Origin of the sequence: Lactobacillus sp. wkB8 (genome assembly GCF_000761135.1) — a bacterium.
Classification (GTDB): domain Bacteria; phylum Bacillota; class Bacilli; order Lactobacillales; family Lactobacillaceae; genus Lactobacillus; species Lactobacillus helsingborgensis.
Genome location: NZ_CP009531.1, coordinates 692,509 through 714,045 on the forward strand (window position 1 = coordinate 692,509; position 21,537 = coordinate 714,045).

Annotated in this window: 20 protein-coding genes; 12 read left to right on the forward strand and 8 right to left on the reverse strand. The window is 35.8% G+C overall.

Annotated elements, in window-relative coordinates; translation table 11 throughout:
- Positions 1 to 13: 13 nt before the first annotated feature.
- From LACWKB8_RS03435 to LACWKB8_RS03455, 5 genes are all read left to right on the forward strand, one after another.
- Positions 14 to 451 (forward strand): CopY/TcrY family copper transport repressor, encoded by a 438-nt coding sequence (locus LACWKB8_RS03435; RefSeq protein WP_038522014.1) that lies wholly within the window; start codon positions 14 to 16, stop codon positions 449 to 451.
- Positions 452 to 484: 33 nt separating this feature from the next.
- Positions 485 to 1,195 carry a hypothetical protein gene (locus tag LACWKB8_RS03440; RefSeq protein ID WP_038522017.1) on the forward strand — a complete coding sequence of 237 codons (711 nt, stop codon included), beginning with the start codon at positions 485 to 487 and terminating at the stop codon, positions 1,193 to 1,195.
- 155 nt (positions 1,196 to 1,350) lie between these two features.
- The gene (locus LACWKB8_RS03445; protein ID WP_038522020.1) at positions 1,351 to 2,874 is read left to right on the forward strand and encodes a glycosyltransferase; all 1,524 of its coding nucleotides are present in this window, start codon (positions 1,351 to 1,353) and stop codon (positions 2,872 to 2,874) included.
- A gap of 132 nt (positions 2,875 to 3,006) precedes the next feature.
- Positions 3,007 to 4,404 carry a DHA2 family efflux MFS transporter permease subunit gene (locus LACWKB8_RS03450; protein ID WP_038522023.1) on the forward strand — a complete coding sequence of 466 codons (1,398 nt, stop codon included), beginning with the start codon at positions 3,007 to 3,009 and terminating at the stop codon, positions 4,402 to 4,404.
- Positions 4,405 to 4,408: 4 nt separating this feature from the next.
- The gene (locus tag LACWKB8_RS03455; protein ID WP_038522025.1) at positions 4,409 to 4,834 is read left to right on the forward strand and encodes a MarR family winged helix-turn-helix transcriptional regulator; all 426 of its coding nucleotides are present in this window, start codon (positions 4,409 to 4,411) and stop codon (positions 4,832 to 4,834) included.
- A 56-nt stretch (positions 4,835 to 4,890) separates the two neighbouring features.
- On the opposite strand, the gene LACWKB8_RS03460 is transcribed toward LACWKB8_RS03455, so the two are convergent.
- Positions 4,891 to 6,036, reverse strand: a complete 1,146-nt coding sequence (locus tag LACWKB8_RS03460) for an IMP dehydrogenase (protein ID WP_038522028.1) — start codon at positions 6,034 to 6,036, stop codon at positions 4,891 to 4,893.
- A 566-nt stretch (positions 6,037 to 6,602) separates the two neighbouring features.
- Here LACWKB8_RS03460 and LACWKB8_RS03465 point away from each other — a divergent pair.
- The 6 genes from LACWKB8_RS03465 to LACWKB8_RS03490 all read left to right on the forward strand — a co-directional run bounded on the left by LACWKB8_RS03465 (position 6,603) and on the right by LACWKB8_RS03490 (position 11,903).
- The gene (locus LACWKB8_RS03465) at positions 6,603 to 7,580 is read left to right on the forward strand and encodes an ATP-binding cassette domain-containing protein (RefSeq protein WP_038522032.1); all 978 of its coding nucleotides are present in this window, start codon (positions 6,603 to 6,605) and stop codon (positions 7,578 to 7,580) included.
- Position 7,581: 1 nt separating this feature from the next.
- A complete protein-coding gene (locus tag LACWKB8_RS08985; RefSeq protein ID WP_052059646.1) occupies positions 7,582 to 8,379 on the forward strand; it encodes an ABC-2 family transporter protein in 798 nt (265 codons plus the stop codon).
- 3 nt (positions 8,380 to 8,382) lie between these two features.
- Positions 8,383 to 9,165: an ABC transporter permease gene (locus LACWKB8_RS03475; RefSeq protein WP_038522035.1), complete on the forward strand. Its 783-nt coding sequence runs from the start codon at positions 8,383 to 8,385 to the stop codon at positions 9,163 to 9,165.
- A gap of 105 nt (positions 9,166 to 9,270) precedes the next feature.
- On the forward strand, positions 9,271 to 9,474 hold the full coding sequence (locus tag LACWKB8_RS03480; RefSeq protein WP_038522038.1) for a hypothetical protein: 204 nt from the start codon (positions 9,271 to 9,273) through the stop codon (positions 9,472 to 9,474).
- Between the two features lie 135 nt (positions 9,475 to 9,609).
- Positions 9,610 to 9,981 carry a cupredoxin domain-containing protein gene (locus tag LACWKB8_RS03485; RefSeq protein WP_038522041.1) on the forward strand — a complete coding sequence of 124 codons (372 nt, stop codon included), beginning with the start codon at positions 9,610 to 9,612 and terminating at the stop codon, positions 9,979 to 9,981.
- A 14-nt stretch (positions 9,982 to 9,995) separates the two neighbouring features.
- Positions 9,996 to 11,903 (forward strand): copper-translocating P-type ATPase, encoded by a 1,908-nt coding sequence (locus LACWKB8_RS03490; protein ID WP_038522044.1) that lies wholly within the window; start codon positions 9,996 to 9,998, stop codon positions 11,901 to 11,903.
- Between the two features lie 62 nt (positions 11,904 to 11,965).
- Here LACWKB8_RS03490 and LACWKB8_RS03495 read toward each other — a convergent pair whose 3' ends face one another.
- The 7 genes from LACWKB8_RS03495 to LACWKB8_RS03525 form a co-directional block, all read right to left on the reverse strand.
- Positions 11,966 to 12,574, reverse strand: a complete 609-nt coding sequence (locus LACWKB8_RS03495) for an antibiotic transporter permease (RefSeq protein ID WP_242491939.1) — start codon at positions 12,572 to 12,574, stop codon at positions 11,966 to 11,968.
- 110 nt (positions 12,575 to 12,684) lie between these two features.
- A complete protein-coding gene (locus LACWKB8_RS03500) occupies positions 12,685 to 13,416 on the reverse strand; it encodes a multidrug ABC transporter permease (protein WP_038522051.1) in 732 nt (243 codons plus the stop codon).
- A gap of 2 nt (positions 13,417 to 13,418) precedes the next feature.
- Positions 13,419 to 14,183 (reverse strand): ABC transporter ATP-binding protein, encoded by a 765-nt coding sequence (locus LACWKB8_RS03505; RefSeq protein ID WP_038522054.1) that lies wholly within the window; start codon positions 14,181 to 14,183, stop codon positions 13,419 to 13,421.
- Between the two features lie 196 nt (positions 14,184 to 14,379).
- Positions 14,380 to 17,172, reverse strand: a complete 2,793-nt coding sequence (locus LACWKB8_RS03510) for an FtsX-like permease family protein (protein ID WP_038522057.1) — start codon at positions 17,170 to 17,172, stop codon at positions 14,380 to 14,382.
- Positions 17,173 to 17,184: 12 nt separating this feature from the next.
- Complete coding sequence (locus LACWKB8_RS03515; RefSeq protein ID WP_038522059.1) at positions 17,185 to 17,886, reverse strand: ABC transporter ATP-binding protein; 702 nt, start codon at positions 17,884 to 17,886, stop codon at positions 17,185 to 17,187.
- 43 nt (positions 17,887 to 17,929) lie between these two features.
- Positions 17,930 to 18,742, reverse strand: coding sequence for a Cof-type HAD-IIB family hydrolase (locus LACWKB8_RS03520; RefSeq protein ID WP_038522062.1), 813 nt, complete (start codon positions 18,740 to 18,742; stop codon positions 17,930 to 17,932).
- A 154-nt stretch (positions 18,743 to 18,896) separates the two neighbouring features.
- A complete protein-coding gene (locus tag LACWKB8_RS03525) occupies positions 18,897 to 20,504 on the reverse strand; it encodes an APC family permease (RefSeq protein ID WP_371211455.1) in 1,608 nt (535 codons plus the stop codon).
- 263 nt (positions 20,505 to 20,767) lie between these two features.
- Here LACWKB8_RS03525 and LACWKB8_RS03530 point away from each other — a divergent pair, with 263 nt between their 5' ends.
- Positions 20,768 to 21,496 (forward strand): YebC/PmpR family DNA-binding transcriptional regulator, encoded by a 729-nt coding sequence (locus LACWKB8_RS03530; protein ID WP_038522068.1) that lies wholly within the window; start codon positions 20,768 to 20,770, stop codon positions 21,494 to 21,496.
- Positions 21,497 to 21,537 lie beyond the last annotated feature (41 nt).

The following is a 21,537-nucleotide window of genomic DNA, read 5'->3' on the forward strand; positions in this document are numbered from 1 at the left end:
TGAGTTGATTATTATGGTAGAAAAAAATAGAGAACATAATATTTCCGAAGCTGAATGGGAAGTTATGAGAATAGTGTGGACGTTGGGCGAGATTCATACTGGTGAGATCATTAAACAGCTCCAAGCCAAAAAGAATTGGTCTGAATCGACTATTAAGACTCTAATGGGTCGCTTAGTCAAAAAAGGACTGCTAAAAACGCGTAAAGATGGCCGTCGTTTTGTTTATTCGGCCACAGTTACTCAGATTGAAATGATGATCGCAGTAACTAAAGAGATGATGAACCACATGTGTGATATGCACAAAGGTCAAGTCTTGATCGCTATTCTCAATGATATGCCTCTTTCTGAAGGTGATATTAACAAGATCGAAGGAGAACTTGCTCATAAAAAGGAGCATGCTCCCAAGATGATTAAGTGTAACTGCTTAGCTTCGGGACAACACGACTGTTAGATTGATGTTAATTTGACTGTGGAGGCTAGGTTAATGAAAAAAATTGCTAATATATTGCTACGTCTGATTTTTACTGCGGCAGTTTGTATTTCAGGCTTTTTAGTTATGGAAGCACCGATAACTCTGAATGTCAAAAATGTACGGACAATGGCGCAAACGGTGATTAAGAAAAGTGTTAATAACACGGGTGACTCCAGACTGATTGGCACATTGAAGTTGGCAAAAGACTTTGGTGTAGAAGACAAGATTTTAGAACAGCTACCTAAAAAATATCATTATGACTTGTCTTATGTCAGTTTGTATGACTTAAGCGCAAGTTACCAAGCAAATGGCGAAGTAACAGCGAAAAATCTTTCCTTCCCAGAAAATAATGACGTTCAAAAAACTGTCAGTAAATTAATGTTGAATAGAATTAATGATGGACTTGATAATAATAGCAACAAGGTAAATCGCGCAATTAATATTTTTCATTATTTCTTCTTTGCAGCAATACTATTATTCATTTTAGCAGCACTCCTGATACTTTTCGGTAAATATTGGGCTGCCATCATTTTACTGATTTCTACTGTAGGTTCTTTTGGTGCATTACAGTTTTTTGCTAATCAAGTGATTCAATGGCTTGAAAGTAATACTGCCCGTGGTTTTACCATAATTACGTCACCGATTTTATGGACTGGCTTAGCTATTGGAATAATAACTGCTATAATTTGGCCGTTAGTTTTGAGACTTACCAAAAAAGATTAGTGATTATATAAAGTACAAATAAAGCATTGATTCAAGGTCAGTTTGAATCAATGCTTTTTATGGTGGTATTTATGCTTTTAAAAACCATTTTAAATAATAAAATATATGCTAAAATTGGTAAGGATAGTTAAAATGTGAGAATAAAAGGTAAAATAATGTATTATTTTTTAGATAGTAAATTAGATGCAAATAGTTCAGGAATAGAACACGCAGAAGTTAAAAGGCTAAAGTTGTTTAAACGTAATCATGTCAAAGCGAAAATAACGACGAGTGAATTTAACCGTTTTGGTCATCGTAATTTGGCTCTTTATGGGTTGGACGATGATGATTACGTTAATATGTTTGACTTTTTTGCCGGAACCGTTAATTATGCCAGTCGCATTGTCACACTAAAAGACCTGCCCATTCCAGGTTTTAACCAGGTGAAGAAAATTACTAATGGTTATGAAGTATATGAAGACAATCGTAAAACCATGACCATTAATATGTTCCCTAATGGCAGCGTAGATACGATTATATATTATAATGGCGATGTTCACCGTATCAAAGAGGATTTTTATGATACACGTGGTTTTAAGAGCCTGACCCAGATTTTTGATACAGCTGATGACCATTTGGTCTACGAATTATTTTTCCGTCCGAACAATACCATTTATTATGAGATTTCTTACGAAAAAAGGCCAACTTATTACCCAGCAACTAACATTCAGTTAACAGATGTTCATGGAGTTGTCCATTCGCTAATGAATAGTGGTCAGGCATTCACCATTATGCTTGACCAATTGAATGAGCAAGATGGGGCTGAAAAATCCACGTTTATTTCTGACCGCAGCAATATTACTAACGTACCCATGATTAACATGAAAACACCGGCTAGAAAAATTGAGCATTTTCATAATATTCATTTTAGGGATTACTGGGATCCAAGTTCTCCACTAACTTACAATTCTATTTCCAACAATGAATTATTAAGCAAGACTGATTTAGTTATTACGCCAGGAAAACATCAGGCAGATGACATGCGTAAAAGGTTGAGAACGCAGGTGCCGATAGTTTCAATACCAGTTGGAATAGTTCCTGATGAGCAGCTACAGGCAGAACATATTCCAATGAGTGAACGGACTAAAGGAAAAATAATAATCATAGCCAGATTATTTTATGAAAAGCGTATCGACGATGCGATCAAAGCCTTTAATCAGGCTTATCAAAAAAATGATTCTTTAACATTGGATATTTATGGTTATGGCGACGGTAACGATAATTTTAAAGAAGAAAAAATGCTAAAGAAATTGGTGCAGGATCTTGGATTAGAAGATGTTATTCATTTTATGGGTTATACGCAAGATATGGATTCTGTGTATGACAATGCGCAGCTTTCAGTTCTTTCTTCACGGTATGAAGGAGCACCACTTTCAATAGTTGAAGCCCAATCACATGGTGTGCCTGTAATCGCTTATGATATTAACTATGGTCCTGCAGATCTGATTGCAGATGGGCAAAGCGGCTTTATTGTTCCTAGTGGTCATATTGATGAATTAGCAGCCAAAATTACTGAATTTTTTGCTAGTCCTAAATTACGCAGAAAAATGAATGAGGGAGCGTATGAAAATGCCAAACGCTCATCCAGTGAGAATGTTTGGCGCTACTGGCAAAAATATGTGATTGATATAGATAAGTAAGTATTTTAAAAATAATTCACCTTGAAAATCAAGGTGAGTTTTTCTTTCTTTTAAATTTATTGCATTTCAAAAAAATGTGAGTTACTATGGTTATTTAGTTAGCTTGCTAACTAAATTTTAGGAGGAATTTGAATGCAAAGAAAATTAGATGCAAAACTAATTTGTTCAATTTTTGCAGCTGGATTAATGTCTTTTTCAGGTGTGTTAATTGAAACTGCAGGAAACGTTACATTTCCTGTTTTAATGAATGATTTTCACGTCAATATGGCAACAGTACAATGGATGACAACAGGCTACTTACTGGTTGCTTCCATCATTATGCCGCTATCTGCGTACTTGAAAAGGAATTTTAGTTCACGTAAGCTTTTTGTAACCGCGGCAGTCTTATTCATTTGTGGTTTATTAATTGATGCTGCTGCAAATCAATTTATCTTTTTGGTTCTTGGTCGCGTTATTCAGGGAGCAGGAGCCGGTATTGCAATTCCATTAATGTTTAATATTATTTTGGAAAGAACACCGTTAGATAAGATAGGTTTACTCATGGGAATAGGAACAATGATCACAGCTGTTGCGCCCGCTTTAGGACCCACATTTGGTGGCTTAGTCGTTAACACTTTAGGTTGGCGCTATATCTTTATTTTCATTATTCCAGTCATGATCATTTCTTTAATCATGGGTCTAACATTTATTACTGGTGAAACTGGACAAGTTAAACACACGAAACTCGATGTAGTTGGCTTCATTAGTATTGCTTTAACTTTTATCGGATTAATTTTTGCTTTTAGTAACTTGTCAACTATTTTACAGAAACCATTAATGTTTATTATCCCCTTAGTTATCGGTGTTATCAGCCTTGTGGTTTTTATTAAGCACTCACTTAATACATCCAACCCTTTAATTAATATTCGTGTCTTTAAGAAGACTAAATTTACGCAAGGTATTACAGCTTATTTTATATTTCAAGTAAATACTTTAGGTCTGTCCTTTATCCTGCCAAATTATGTGCAAATTGTTAACCACTCCACTGCAATGACAGCAGGTTTATTACTGCTCACTGGGGGACTTGTAGGAGCAATTATGTCACCTATTAGTGGTAGACTCCTTGATAACTATGGTGCACAAAAGCCCATTATGACTGGGGCAGTTTTTGAAATTATTGGTGGTCTACTATACTGCATTTTTGCTTCTTCACTCACTTCTGGCAAAATAATTTTATTTTATGCTATTACAATGTTAGGGATCGGACTAGTTATGGGTGATACGATGACAGCTTCGATTGGACAATTGGCAGAAAGTGAAAATACAGATGGTAATGGCTTGTTCAATATGGCACAGCAATTTGCAGGTGCTGTGGGAACTGCAATTATTTCCGCAATTATGCAGTTTGTTGAACAAACGAGCAGCCAAACTTCTGTTACAGGAAAATATATTGCTGCTGCTCAAGTTGGCTTTATTTTTATTCTAATGATTGTTCTTATTGGTGTATACTTACTGTATGCGGCAACGAAACCAGTAAAAACAAAGGAATAAAATAATGAACAGACTCGGATTGGCCTTGCAGCGTGTACAAAATACTTTTAATCGTAATGCCGATTATTATGCTAGAAAAATTGGCTTGACGGGTACACAGATGCTGATTATTGAATATTTAGCTTCATTTGCGCAGACTAAGTCAATTTATCAAAAAGATATTGAGCATGAATTTAACATCAGGAAATCGACTGCTACTAATGTTTTACGTTTAATGGAAAATAAAGGCTTGATCTATAAGAAAGTAGATCAGCGTGATACACGACTAAAGGCAATTTTACTGACTGATAAAGCGATTAAACTCGAAGAAAAAATAACTAATTATTTTATAAGCTCTGAAAATAGTTATGCTGCAATACTTGGGGCAGACACTAAAAAAGAACTAATAGAAAACTTGCAAAAATTAAATAAAGCAATTTCAGAAAATTAGTTGAAACATAAAAAAACTAGTTATTGGATTAAACCAATAACTAATTTTTTGTTTAATTATCTTTCATAATTTGGTGCATTCTTAGTAATTTGGACGTCATGAGGATGAGACTCACGTAACCCAGCATTAGTAATTTTAACAAATTGAGTATTTTCACGCAGATCGTTTATTGTAGCAGCGCCTACATAACCCATACCTGAACGCAGTCCACCTATAATTTGGAAGACAATATCAGAAACATCGCCTTTGTATTCTACTCGAGCTTCAACACCTTCAGGCACTAATTTATTAGCCTCATTAACACCACCTTGGAAATAGCGGTCAGAAGAACCATGCGCTTGTGCCATTGCACCAACCGAGCCCATACCACGATATGTCTTATATTTACGACCATTGCTCTCAAAAATTTCTCCGGGAGCTTCGGTAGTGCCTGAAAGCATACTACCTAGCATAACAGCGTTGCCGCCAGCAGCTAATGCTTTAACAATATCACCTGAATATTTCATGCCGCCGTCAGCAATAATTGGTTTCTCGTATTCTCGTGCAGCTGTAGCCGCGTCATAGATAGCAGTAATCTGAGGTACGCCAACACCGGCTACTACGCGGGTTGTGCAGATAGACCCGGGGCCAATACCCACTTTCACGATATCCACACCAGCATCAAAAAGTGCTCTGGTAGCATCGCCTGTGGCAACATTACCAGCAATTAACGTAATATTGGGAAAATGATCGCGAATCTCTTTAATTTTGCGCAAGACTCCAGCGGAATGACCATGGGCAGTATCGATTACGATCGCATCTGCACCTTTTTCAAGGAGCGCTTCGGCTCTTTCGAAGGTATCGCTAGTAACACCAATGGCTGCCGCTACTAGTAGTCTATTGTCGTCATCAACTGCAGCTTTAGTAATGTTAGCGGGAACAACAACGTTTTTAACATTGGCAATTTCACCAGCTTGGGCGCTAATCGACATATTTTTGTGAATAACGCCCAGACCACCTTGTAGTGCAATGGCAATAGCCATTGCACCCTCGGTGACAGTATCCATGCCGGCACTTATTAGAGGGATGTTAAGCTTAAGATTTGGTGCCAATTGTGTGTGTAAATTAACTTCATTTGGCAAAACGTGACTTTCTGCCGGAATTAATAACACATCATCAAAAGTTAAGCCCTCTTTAACGAATTTGGTTGTCCAATTTGACATTTAATGCACACTCCTTTTTGAAAAATAATAGATAAATTGATTACACTTTACTAGTGATTTAGTTCTGGGTCAAGTCGAAAATTGTTTTTTTTCAAAAAAAGCTTCAAAAATTTTTGTAATCTAATACGAACAATTAATTATTTATTAAAAATTATGTATGTGATTAATTAGAGATAAAAATATTTAAGCTTTAAAATATAGGGTTAATATTTGTAAGTAAAAAATAAAGTTCGGCTATTATAACTAGGTAAGAAAATACTGGGATAATTTACTTAAAGTAAAACTTATACTTAGAAAGAAAATAGCTAATACTTACTGCGAAATAAAAATAAGTAAAAAGAGCGCATAGTAATTACTTGGAAAAAACATTAAATATAATTTAAAAATAACGGAAGACATGGTAAAATTTACCTAGTGTTGCTGATTTAAAATCTTTTTTACAAGTTTAAATTAATGACATTTCCTAATTAAATATTATGATTTATGTTCAAACAAAAGCAATTTTATTGAAAAAATTCTTGAAATTGCTTTTTTGTCCTAACTATTTATCCATAAAGAGGTAAATCATGGGTAAAAATGCAATTGAAGTACATAATCTTTCCAAAGAATATGTTATTAATAGCAGGGGAGAAAACTGGGCAGCAGTGGCCAAGAATATTTTTAAGCCACAAAAGTCTGTAGTTAAAGCCGTACAGTCGCTCAATTTTGAAATTAAGAGTGGAGAAAAAGTGGGCTTTATTGGCAAAAATGGTGCTGGGAAAACTACGACGATTAAGATGCTAACTGGTACCTTGTTTCCTTCATCTGGTTACTGTAAAGTGAATGGCTATAATCCGGTTGAAAGGACTAACGATTTTAAAAAATCAATTTCAGTGGTAATGGGCAACAGATCACAACTTTTTCCAGATCTAACCCCGCGGGATTATTTAGAGTTGCTCCAGACCATGTACGACATTCCTGAAAGTGTTTTTGCGAAAACCGTCGCCAACTTAGCGCGTATTCTCAATGTTACTGAAAAACTAGATCTGCAGACTAGGAAATTATCTTTAGGTGAACGCATGAAAATTGAATTTTTAGCAGGGGTAGCCACTAGGCCTAAAGTGCTTTTCCTAGATGAGCCAACAATCGGTTTAGATGTCATAGCCAAAAGGGATATTCGCAAGTTTTTAGTATCATTAAACAAGGAGGAAAAGCTAACGGTTTTTCTAACCTCTCATGACATGGAAGATATTGCCAGTATTTGTGATCATTTGATTATTGTTGACCGCGGGAAAATAATCTGGGACGGTCAAAAACAGGAGCTATTAGATAAATTTAGCAATAATAAATATATTAGCTTTATAAAATCTGAGTCTTTTAATGAAACTAATATCAAAGCTAAAATAATTGATCAAGATGATGTCACAATTACAATTAAAGTTCCTGCACAAAAAGTTGATCATGTGATAGCACAATTAGCTCAAAACAACCAAGGCACAGATTATCAAATAAACGATCTCAAACTGGAAGATATTATCTTGGAATTGTTTGCTGAGGAAAATTAAAATGCTAAAAACATATTTATCTATCAGCAAAATTTCTCTGAAGTCGATCTTGGCTAATAAAAGCAGTGTGGTGATTTTGCTTTTGCAAGCACTTGTGCCTAGTCTAGTCATGTTTTATTTATGGTCTCTAATTTTAGATCAGGGACAAACAATTGGCGGCTTTAGCAAAAATCAGATTGTGATCTACTATATAGGTGTCAATTTTATTAATTCATTTGTATGGTACGCAGTAGATTGGGAACTAAATGATGATATTCATTCAGGAGAACTGTCTAATATCATTCATCGACCCATAGCAATTGAAAAGTATTACTTCGCTAAAATGCTTGGTGACCGACTGGCAAATTTGCTTTTACTTTTGCCAATTCTTGTAATTGGTTTCTTGTACATTCTGTTAAATAATTTGTTGCATGTTTCGCCAATGATTTTGGTCGAATTTGCTGTTAGCATAGTATTATCTGCAATTTTGTGGTTTTTATTTTCATATATCGTTGGCAGTGTGGCTTATTGGTTTGATAACCTCTTTTTTGTTTTACTTGTGAAAGAGGTAGTGGTGAACCTGCTTGCTGGTTTTTACTTTCCGCTGGAAATTTTACCGTCCTTTTTAGTAAAAATAACTAAGTGTTTGCCATTTCAGTATTTTAGTTCTTTTCCGATTGATACTCTGGTCAAAGGATTTTCCTTAGCAAATTGGGGTAAAAATACCTTGGTAGAGCTAATTTGGGCAGCTGTATTTTATCTGATGGTGCAAATAGTTAATAAGAAAGGGCTTCAGAGATATTCTGATGTAATGGGTTAAACGATGAGAAATAAACTTAAGTTAATCAGGTCTTTGGTAAAAATTGCTCTTTTGGAAACAGTGAGTTTCAGATTAGACACACTCTTTGGTATTATTTCATCAGTCCTGTGGTTAGGTATTCCCATTGCATTTTTTAAGGTGATTTATTTAAGCGTTGACACAATTGGCGGCTGGACATACAAAGAATGTTTATTGCTCGTTGGTGTTTACACTATGCTTGATGGCTTTTTAATGGCTTTCTTGGTTAAATCCATGCCCAAAATGGAAAATGATATTAGGGAGGGAACACTTGATTCCGTCCTGTTAAAACCAATCAATACTAAATTATATTATTTCTTTAGTGCTATTGAGTTTACGCAGCTGGTAAACTCCTTCTTAGGCTTAGTCGTAATTATTTATGCTTGTCAAAATATCAAGATCACATTAGTGCAATTACTTTGTTTTATATTGTCATGTATCTGTGGGTGCATTCTTTACTATTCATTATGGTATTTATGGACGATTTCCGCTTTTTGGTTTCCTACTAATTTTGGCAGGAACGATTTGTTTTTAAGTATGATCCAAATGAGCAGATATCCAGCCAGTATTTACCGCGGAGTAGGCAATATTATTTTTAATTTTATTCTTCCTTTTGGCCTGGTAGCTTGTCCTGCAACAATAATTTTGTTGCAGGCTCAAGATTGGCAACTTTTGTTATTACAATTATTAATGGCGGTTATCTTTATTTTTTTGGATCACTTTGTCTGGAATTTGGGCTTGAAAAAATATAATGGTGCCGGCAGATAGACCACGTAGTTATTTTTTTATTTGCTAAAAGCTTGCGTAGCGGCAGGTAATTTCTTTAAAATGGTCTATTAGTTTTAATAAAAAGGTTTGGGGATTAAATATAAAATGAAAGATGAAGTACTCTCAATTAATTTAGCAAGTGCAACAGTAAAACAAGCACAATATAACTTAGATCGGCATGGACTTTCAGTACCTGCTTTTTTGCAATTAATGCTGTCATTAGCTGCAGAAGACAATATAAAGCTGGAACATGTATTAAATGAAGAAAAAGATTTGGCAAAATGGTTGCAGAGCCTCAATGCTGATTAGATAGTTTTTTCTTCACTGACAAAAGCCAGTGATTTTTTTGAGCATTAATGTTTACAATTGTAAATTAACCATCTATACTAATTATAGTTTACATATGTAGACACTAACTTAAAGAAGAAAAAAGGAGAAATTATCATGGATAAAATCATTACTTTAGCTTTAGGACTTGCACTCATTGCTTTTATTGCATGGTGGTTCTTCGGCAAACATGATGTGGCGGCAGCAAATGCGCAAGTTAATGCCAATAAACAAAGTGTTGACATTGAAGTCAAGGGTGGATATTCACCTGAAAGAGTTGTTTTAAAAAAGGGCGTTCCGGCTACTTTGAACTTTAAGAGGACAGACTCATCCAATTGTCTGGACCATGTTGTCTTTTCTGATTTTGGTATTAATCAAAAGCTACCTCAAGGTAAAGTAGAACAAATTAAAATAGATACTTCCAAGCCGGGTGAATATGACTGGGAATGCAGTATGAATATGTTTCATGGCAAAGTGATTGTTAAATAAGCGTAGGTAAAGAAATGAAGATAACAACACGCTTTTGGACGTCACTGATACTTTCATTGCCAATGCTGCTGGAAATGATCATTCACCCGTTTACAGGTTGGATGCTGCCAGGCGGCAAATGGACCATGCTGATTTTTACTACAATTATTATGCTAATTTCTGCAGGGCCGTTTGTTTCCAGTGCATGGTCGGCTTTTAAGAAACATCATTCTAATATGGATACACTGGTAGCCTTAGGAACTTCAATTACTTATGTTTATAGCATTTATGCGATGTTTACGGGCAAACCGGTTTTCTTTGAAAGTGCTGCTTTTGTAATTACCTTTGTTTTGCTGGGACAGGTCTTGGAAGAAAAAATGCGTGCTACAGCTTCAGATGCAATGGGCAAACTATTAAACTTAGGTGCTAAGGATGCCTTAGTTAAGCGTGGCAATGAATTTGTCAGTATTCCAATAACTAAAGTTGTTAAGGGCGACTTGATACAAGTTATGCCTGGGCAAAAAGTTCCTGTGGACGGCAAGATAGTTTCGGGAAATTCAAATATTGATGAGTCAATGGTTACGGGTGAAAGTTTACCAGTTAAAAAAACCCAAGGCGATCAGGTAATTGGTGCGACGATTAATCAAACTGGATCTTTTGTGATGGAAGCACAAAAGGTGGGCAATGATACTATGTTGGCCCAAATTATTGATATTGTGAAAAAGGCGCAAAATAGTCATGCACCAATTCAAAAGTTGACTGACAAAGTTGCAAATATCTTTGTTCCTACCGTCTTAATTATTGCTATCGTGACTTTTCTGGTTTGGTTTATTGTTCTAGGCAAAAATGTCGCTACTGCTTTAATTTTTGCGGTAGCAGTGATGGTGATTGCCTGTCCTTGTGCCTTAGGTTTGGCTACACCCACCGCTTTAATGGTGGGCACGGGCCGTGGTGCTAAAATGGGCATTCTAATCAAAAACGGAGAAATTTTAGAAGCTGCGAATAATATAGATACCATTGTTTTTGATAAAACCGGTACTATTACTAAGGGAAAGCCCCAAGTAACAGATGTTGTAGGTGATCAAAAAAGCGTTTTACAACTTGCTGCTAGTTTGGAAAAACTTTCTGAACACCCTCTTGCACCCGCCATTTTAGCTGCTGCGAAAAAAGAAGATATTACCCTGAAACCAGTAGTAAACTTTACTGTAATTGAAGGGCAGGGCGTAAGTGGCACTGTTTCTGGCAGTAAAATTTTAGTTGGAAGTCCAAAAAATCAGAGTGAAATTGAGTTTTCTGCGGAGTTTAAGACCAAAATTATAAAATTGCAAAATGAGGCAAAGACTGTAATAGCGGTTGCTCAAGATGAAAGAGTGATTGGCTTAATTGCAATTCAAGATGCTCCCAAAGAAAATGCTAAACAGGCAATAAGTGACTTGCACCAATTAGGGTTGAAAACCGTAATGCTGACAGGTGATAATCAGCAGGTAGCTGATGCAATAGCTGGGCAAGTTGGTATTGATCAAGTAATAGCTGAAGTTTTACCGGTTGATAAAGCGGATGCTATTAAAAACCTGCAGAAGAAGCATCATGTGGCTTTTGTGGGTGATGGAATCAATGATGCGCCGGCTTTGACCCAAGCAGATGTTGGTATTGCCATGGGTTCCGGTACCGATGTCGCAATAGATGCAGGTGGTATTGTGCTAATTAAAAACGATCTTGAAGACGTTGTGCGGGCTTTGAAGCTTAGCCGTAAGACTTTTAACAGGATAAAGTTAAATCTGTTTTGGGCTTTCATTTATAACGTTTTAGGTATACCGGTTGCAGCTGGTGTGTTTGCTGGCGTTGGTCTTACTCTTAGTCCAGAAATAGCTGGCCTAGCTATGGCATTTAGTTCACTATCAGTTGTAATTAGTTCAGTTTTATTAGGCAAAGCCAAAATATAGGATGTTAAAAACAAAAAGGGCGGTTGAAAAATATTCAACCGCTCTTTTTTACTGTGTAAGCCTTAATAATGATGTTTTCCTTTAGCTAAAACAGGCTTGATTTGAAAAATATAAGCTAAAATGCCAATTATAAGCCAAATGAAGGTAATAAATACACTATAAGTTAGGTTAGCATCACCTGTTTTGATATAAGTAACTGGTTCTGAAAAGGGGAATAAAAAAGAAATTGCTTTTAACCAATCAGGATAAGCTGAAATTACAACTAGCACTCCTGAGACTAATTCGGCTATACTACTGATAATATTCTCTAAAAAATAGGGATCATTCATTTGCCAGGAAATAGCCCAAGATACAAAACCTAAAGCGCAGCCATAAAGACATAAAAGCGGCAGCATGAGTAAAGCTCGTCCAATAATGACTAAGGGCGCACCTACTAAATACAAGAGAAAAAGGTTAATTAGTGCTAAAGTGCTGCCTATAATAAGGGCAACAATGCACTTAGTAAGCCAATATCTGAAGCTGAAAGGTTTTTTGGCAATTAATTCAAAGTCAATTCTTAAATTAGCATCGTTAATCACAGCTGAACAAAATGTTTCAAGAGTAAGTACAGCTGCAGATATTGCAATTGAACTAATAGCAACTCCCCAATTAAATTGATTAGAATATTGCATATTGATTAATACTAACAGGGCCAAACTAATCATTGGTGTAATGAAAAAGTAAGTTAGCTTTGTCCGCCAATTATTCAGAAATGAAAGGCCCGAGAACTGTGTAGCAAACATTAGATAATTTTCAGAGCTCCTTTCCTTCTTACCAGGTCGTTAATTTTTCTGACAATAACCACAATTAATACAATCCAAAGAAGTAAACTGCAGAAATAAGAAGACCAGTTGAGACTTTTATTATGGGATAAAGCAGCAATTGGTGCCGTGATTGGAATAAACCATTGTGATACGTTGGTTAATGGCCCTAAAACGGTATCATTGCCGAATAATCCTGCTAATAATAATATGGGGGTTCCGATTAAGCTCTCATAGACCATTGCATTTGGTGACAGAGTTAGAAAAGATGAAATTAAGATGCCCATTACTGCACAACCGACCCACATTAGCAAAATTAATAAAATAATGTAAAGAGAAACTGTACCAGTAGCTGCTCCTAAAATTTTTGCCAGAATAAATGCAATCGGAAACGAAAACAGGCCATAGCTGGATGCAGGCAAAAGCAAGGTAATTAACGAAGCTCTTTCATCATACTGGCTGTTTAATAAATAAGGCAGCGTTCCTTTGTAACGTTCAAAACTGATGCAACCGGCAACGGTTGTACAAGAAGTCCACATTCCAAAAATACCGCTTTGGAGCCATATTTGTGTATTATCCAAATTATGTGTAGCGTACGCCATAATATATTGCATTAAAAAGATAGAAGTAGTACTTGTGATCGTCAACCAGACAAAATATTGATCTGAAAGATAATCTTTAACATGAAAGAGGAAAAGACGAATAAAACGCATTTTTATTTCCTCCTTAATTTAGGCGCTAAAGCTAAATAGGCTTCTTCTAAATTTTTAGGTTTTTGGTTTATTTCTTTTTCAGCTAAGCCAAAAACAGCATTAATGGTGCCGGTAAAAAATACTTTTCCTGCACCTAAAATAACTATCCGTTTAGCCAATTTTTCAACTTCGGACATAGTATGACTGGTTAATAAAATACTAATACCCGAGTCAGACAGATTTTTAATTGTATTCTGCACACTCTGTGCAATTTCAACATCAAGACCACTTGTGGGTTCATCCAAGAGCAATAGATTAGGATTATTGAGCAAAGAGCGTGCTATATGCAGTCTTTGCGTCATTCCTTTAGAAAATTCTCCCACTTTTTTATTGGCAACATTCAGAAGGTCAACAATTGACAGAACACGTTCAATTTCTTTATTCTGCTTGCGGAAGGGAACCTTTGCCAAGTCAGCAAAAAATTGTAAATTTTGCTTGGCTGTAGCGTTACGGTAAAAACCTAAATCACCACCAAAAGAAACGCCAATGTTTGGTCTCTTTCGTGCAGTGGTAATATCTTGACCATTCAAAATCACACGGCCGGAAGTAGGGATTAAATAACCGCCAATGATTGAGACAATAGTAGTTTTTCCAGCACCATTAGGGCCTAAAAGCGCCAGTATTTCTCCTTGGTCAATTGTAAAAGAAACATCATCTAAAGCTTGAAATTCCTGCTTTTTACTCTTATAGGTTTCTTTTAAATGTTTAACTTGTAAAATATTATTCAATTTTTTCTCCAAAATTAATTTGTAGTAACTTTATCATTTAAAAAGGAAGGATGATAAATATTTCGTATACAGGTTAATTTGAAGATCTTTTCATGAACATTAAATCTAATAAAATAATTATAGCATAATTTTAGTTTAATTTAATATTTTTATAAAGAAATAAAAATAATGCTCTTGGTCAAAAGAGCATTATAATTTAATCCACTGACTTTAAAGCTTCCAGCATGTCCAAATTCTTAAGTTTTCTATTCACGATAAAGCCTAAAACAATAGTAATTATGCCGATAACTCCCAGTGGCCAAAGAAAACTAGACATTGATAATGCTGGATTAAACATGACATTATCAGGTGGAACAACATAAAGAATATAGCGATAGAGCAAATCACCTGTCAAATAGCCTACCAAAATACCAATTACTGTTAACAAAATGGTTTCACGGTAGATATACATGGTAACTTCATTATCGTAGAAACCTAAAACTTTAATAGTTGAAAGTTCACGTATTCTTTCAGCAATGTTGATATTAGTTAAATTATATTGGATAACGATTGCTAGCAGACCTGCAACTACTATTAAAACAACCATAATCAAGTTTAAAGATTGCACTACAACGTCTAATTCTTGGCTAACTGCTGTATTTTGGACAACTCCTGCCACGCCGTTTAGTGCCATAAATTGTGCGGCCATTTTTCTCGTGTTCTGGCGACTCGAATTCTTTAAATTAACCAGATAGGCATTAGATTTGAAATTACGTTTAAAGACTCGCTGGTATTCTGTTTTGTTCATGAAAACAAAATGCCCCATATACATCTCTGTGATACCAGCTACTTTCATTTTTCTAACGTGGTTATCTTTATCTGTGATTGAGATATAGCCGCCTTCACTCACATTAAGCAGGGTAGAAAGGCGTTCAGAAATGATTACGCCGTTATTACTTAAATGAAGGGTCTGTTTTGTTTTACGGTTATTTAAATGAACATAATCCTTTAAGACTTTACTGGAAGAAGGAGCAATTAACGTGATATCTTGAGTGTCACCGGTTTTACCAGCAGTTTTAGACAAGGATTCATAATAAATAGGGGTTTCCGACTTAATGCTGCCAGCTTGTAATTTCTTACTTAAACTTTTTTCTTGCTGATCGGAAATGCCAGGTTTTTCTGCCACAATCATGTTGTAGTGAATAAGATCATTGAATTGCCTGTTATTCATATTAGTGATCGAATTTTTAACTGCAAATCCGGCAAATAGCATTGTAGCGGCACCACAAACGCCAAAAATTGTCATTAACATGCGCTTCTTATACCTAAAAATATTACGCGCAGTGACCTTATGGGTAAAACTAAGATGGTTCCAAATAAAAGGAATTTTTTCCAGTAGAATTGTAGAACCGGCTGCTGGCGGCTTTGGCAATAGCAGTGCAGCTGGTTTTTCCCTAAATTCATTCTTAGCAGTCAAGTAAGCAGGTAAAACTGAACTGATCCAGGATAATAAAAGCGCGATCAAACTAATTTGCCAATGAAAGTGTAATTCGATTGGCGGGATCGTGATAGATTTGTAATAGGCATGATAAACAATCTGGGGCATCAAAGTATGACCTAAATAAACCCCTAAAATAGTACCGATAGTGCCAGAAATAAAGCCGTAGGCAATAAATTTATTGATGATGACATAATCGTCATAGCCCAATGCTTTCATTGTACCGGAGTTAATTCTTTCCTCATCAATAAAACGGTTCATGGTGGTAAAGGTAACAAGAGCAGCAACAAAGTAGAGAAAAATCGGGAACACTTTAGCCAGATCTTCTACTACTTGTGCAACAGTTGTGTACACTAGATTTCCTTCACCACCTGGAACTTCACGCCTGTTATATACGCTGTAGTTTGGTAGCTCTAGCTTTTTTAACTTACTCTTTATCTTATTGATCTTATTTTTGCCAGCTTTTATTTTCTTAGTGGCAACGGCCGATTGATGGGAAAATTGCCTTTTTTCTTGCTGCAGCTTTTGTTCTCCTGCAGCAATTTCCTGTTGAGCTTGTTCAAGCTGCATTTTGGCAGTGGCTGGTAAATTTGTACCTGCGTTTTTTGCCTGTGCTATTTGCGTATTTAGTTTAGCCTTCTGAGTTGCTAATTGTTTTTCAGCCGCATTAATTTGTTGATCTGCCACTTTTATTTTTTGCTCGGCACGTTGGATTTTCTTTTCCTGAGGAGCTAATTTTTCTTGCGCAGAATTTAAAATTCTTTGCTTTCTTTGATGAGCACTATTTTTAAGAGCATTTTGTAAAACTTTTTTATGTTTTTTGACTTTACTGGTGTAAGTTTTACCGTATGAATCAAGTCCGCGTAAATCTTTATATCTTAAATTGGCAGTAGTGTAAACTGTATGGTCAAATGCCTTGGGGCTAACAACAGCATACCCTTTAAGTTCACCAGTACCACTGTTACTTTGTCCTAAATTAACGTTGGATAAAATTTGGCTTGAGCGCACGAAACCAGTGATCTTAAAGCTTTTACGTTTTAGTAATGTGGTCCCTAAAATATTTTTCTTTTCAGTGAAACTGATTTTTTGCCCAATTTTGTAGCGGGAAGAATAGTGATCGGCCAAAGCAATTTCATTTTGCTTGGTAGGTAAATGACCCTGGCGCACTTCATATTTACCTACTAATTTTGGCTTTGAAAAAATGCGAAAACTTTCATGGCTATGTTTGATAACCGTATCTGTCATATAGCCAAATTCAACGTCTTGCAGACCCTTAGTTTGCTTAATTTTTTGAGTGTCCTTGTGATCCAGACCATAGTTACAAATAACAGTCAAGTCAGCGGTATTTAATTTTTGCGCATAGTGATTCCCAGTGTCACGCATGTCGGGACCGGTGACCATCAAGCCCACTAGAGCAAATGCACCAATCATCATTAAGCCCATAATTGATATGAATTGTCCCTTAGTATGTTTAATTGACCGCCAAAAATCTTTTAAAATTACGTTATTCATGATCAACCTTTTCTACCATTTTATATTAGCGACATCTTCTGGATGCTGGTTTGTGTCAATCTGGGTAACTTGACCGTCATGAAAATGGATCACACGATTAGCTAGGGGAGCTAAAGCACTGTTGTGCGTAACTATTACGACTGTCGTTTTGTTATTGTGGCTCATGTTAATGATGGTCTGTAAAACACTCTTACCAGTCTGATAATCAAGAGCTCCGGTTGGTTCATCACAAAGCAAAATTTTAGGATTCTTCGCAATTGCACGAGCAATCGCTACTCTTTGCTGCTCGCCACCGGAAAGTTCTGCTGGGAAATTATTAATCCGGTTTTTAAGACCAACATCAATCAGTGTTTTTACAGGATCAAGTGCGTCAGGAACTATTTCTGATGCTAGTTCAACATTTTCTCTTGCCGTCAAATTTTGAATAAGATTATAAAATTGAAACACGAAACCAATGTCGCTGCGCCGATAACCAGTTAGTTCGCGCTTATTATATTTAGCAATATTTTTACCATCAATTATTACATCACCAGAGGTATTGGTATCCATTCCGCCTAGGATATTTAAAATAGTAGATTTTCCCGCACCGGAGGCACCTAAAATGATGGCTAATTCACCTTTTTCAACAGTAAAACTTACATCGTTGTTGGCTAATATTTCAGTATCACCAGTTTGATAACGTTTATAGTTGTGTCGTACATCAATATAACTCATGAAAACAGGTCCTTATTAAATCTTTTTCTTCTATATAGTTATTTTAGTCTAGGTAGCTTTCTAATACTTGCAAAACGCCCATATCATTATTAGAAGGTGCTTCGTATTTAGCAATTTTTTTAAGTTCCTCATGACCATTTTTCATAGCATAACTAAATCCTGCCAGTTCAATCATTTCACGATCATTAAGCCCATCCCCAAAAGCAATTAATTCAGAAGGCTTAACATTGAAATAACGTAAAAAATATTTAATGCCTTGTCCTTTATTAACTCTGCTGGGCATTACATCAATATTATTAAAACCACTGGTTGTACAGTGAATTCTTTCGGCATTTGTTTGGTTAAACTTTCTTTCCAGCTCGCGAGCAAGTTCCGCCGAACATTCAAGAGTTAGTTTGGTCAAGCTATCGCTGGTAGGAATATCTACCAAGTTGCCAATTTCATCCACATCGGGATAAAAATAATGCATAGAATTTTTAAAATAACGTGGAGCTTTCTTACTGATATATGATTTGTTCAGACCACTTGCAGCAATCCGAATTTGCGGATAATTATTTTGTATAAAACTAATAAGCTTTATGCCAGTTTTATAAGTAAAAACATGCCGTACAATAATTTTATTATCTTTGGTCAAAATTGAACCGTTATCAGCCACTATGTCAATACGATCCAAAAAATCATAAAAATCCTGCCGTAAACGCGATAGGGGTCTGCCACTTGAAACAATAAAATGAACGTGGTTTTGTCGTAATTTAGTTAGGACTTTTTCGAATCTTTGATGATCAAAATTTTTTTCATCATTTTCAAAGGTACCATCCATATCAACAGCTACTGCTTTAAAAGGAATATTATTCATTGAACTCTCCTTAACTTATTTTTCTATTACTATTATATAGTAGAAACTTTAATATTTTAACTGGTCCACTTGAATTAACGACCAGTATTTTTTTAGGAGCTAAAGAAAAACCTGCGAAACCGAAATGATTTCGCAGGCTGATAAACTACAATATTTATTTATTAATTTGTACAGGCTTTTTTCTGCCGACAAGCCAACATAAGAGAATTGCCAAAACTGTTTCTAAGACAATCAAAGCAATATTCATTCCGATTTTAACTTGTCCTAAGCTGATCGCTGCATTATTGAATAAAGAATTCTTTTCGCCCAAGTAGAGATCAAATATGATTGAACCAATTATGAGGACAAACATTACGCTCCATTGTCTACGACTAAACGCAATGCCATATTCTTCTTCACGTCGTCTAATACTTGGCAAAATTACTCCCAGACCAATTAAGACAATAATAGCAATGATATTGATGATTAATTCATACCACCAATAACCACTGAATTTTTTAATATCTTGTGGTGCAATACCTAAAATAGTGGCTGCGGCAGTAACTATTAATAAGAACAGACCAGCTAAATATGCCAATTTGTCATTCTTGATAAAGACATAGTCAGAAGTAAATTTGGCGGAATTCTTTCTAATTTGCATGAAAGAGAAGAAGATCCAGCAAGTAACTCCCGGTGAAATAATACCATTCAGGTTTAACAGCCAATTGAAGATATCATTCATATCTGGTAAAAAGATTCCTAAAAGCATAATGAAAGCTGAAAGAGAAACGGTTAAAACGTAGCCGTTAATCGGCAGACCGTTTTTGTCTTTTTTCTGTAGGAATTTAGGCATGTACTTGTCGCCAGTATCTGAAATTAACATTCTGGTCATTGCGTCAAGTAATACGGCTAACAATGCGGCGTTATAAAAGACAGAAGTCCACGCCCAAACATAAAGTAAAGTTTTGCCCATACCATATTGGTGTCCTACCATGTCAAAAACGTAATAGGCGCCATTCATCTTTAAGTCGTTTGGAATGTGATAACTATTAAAATAAATTCCCAGTGCAAATGAACCAAAAACTGTCAGAAAAATAGTCATGATTGCTAAAGCAACCATTGCTTTAGGAAAATCAGATTTTGGTTTTTTCATTTTGGTAACGTAAGGAGCTACCAGCTCACAACCATTTAAAGCATAAATAAGCATTGCAATGGTAGTCCAGTAATGCATATCAAACTTGGGAATCAGTGTGCGCCAAGTGAATGGCTGCGTTGCCATATGTCCACCAGACTTTGCTAAACCGACGAAAGCTAAGAAAACAAACATTAATGTCATGATCAACATTAAGCCACCACCAATAGTTGACAATACTTCCATTGAATGTGAAAAGTAATGTTCGATGATGATAAAAATAATGAACATGGCAAATGTCATTAAAGCAAATTTAGTGTTAGAAATTTGACTCTGAAATTTTTCAGAACCGGTTAAAGCCCAGCCAATATCAACTATAATTTCGTTAGCTGAATCAACAGCATAGGGAATGGAAGCGGCCCAATAAGTCCAGGCTGTAAAGTAGCCCAAAAATTCACCGTTAGTTCCACGAACCCAAGATGAAAGACCTCCGCCTTCGCTGTTAAAAACTGAACCAAGTTGGCCTACCATTAATGAATAGGGAATGACATAGAATAAGCACATGATAATCCATGAGGTAACAACCGGCATTCCTTGGTTTTGAAAGTTGTACATGATATCGTCCAAGCCGATCACAGTACAAAAGGCCATGAGTGTTAATATCGGCCAAGAAATATATTTTTTATTTGAATTTATTTCCTCCACTAAAATTCTCTCCTTTGAAAATTAACTAATGTTTTTATTTTACTAATTAAATAAAAAGTTGACTAGTAGCAAAGTAAACTATTTTAAAGAAAACGAATTCAAAAAAATTTTAAAAATTTGTTGGGGATGATTGCTAGTATTGAAATTTATAGCTTCATGCGGTAAGATAATATCGTTAATACGCTATCAAAAGAAAGAAGGATTCTTAAATGTCAGGACATTCAAAATGGCATAATATTCAAGGCCGCAAGAATGCGCAAGACGCAAAGAGGGGTAAAATTTTCCAAAAATTATCTCGTGAAATTTATATGGCTGCAAAGAATGGTGGTCCTGACCCTTCCGGAAATCCTAATTTGCGTATGGTAATGGATAAGGCCCATGCAAATAACATGCCTAAATCTAATATTGATCGTGCTATTAAAAAGGCTGAAGGAAATTCAGACGAGCATTATGATGAAATTACTTATGAAGGCTATGCTCCAGGTGGTGTAGCAATATTTGTTGAAGCATTAACCGATAACAAAAATCGGACTGCTTCTGCTGTAAGAGTTGCATTTACTCGTAACGGTGGCTCATTAGGAGCAACTGGTTCTGTTGCCTATATGTTTAATCGTCGCGGTTATATCGTGATAGATCGTTCTACCACTGATGCTGATGAAGACCAGATGTTGCTTGATGTAATGGATGCAGGTGGCGATGACTTGCAAACAAGCGATGATGCATACGAAATTTATACTGATCCTAAACAATTTGCACAAGTACGTGATGCACTTGAAAAGGACGGATATAAGCTGGCTAATGCTGAGCTGACGATGATTCCTGCAAATACAACACCTGTTCCAGATGATAAAAAAGAACAATTTGATCATTTGGTAGATGCTCTCGAAGATGATGAAGATGTTCAAAATGTGTATACAGCGGCAGCTGACGAAGATTAAGTAAAATCTTATTTGATTAGTTCTCCAGAATTGATTAGTCA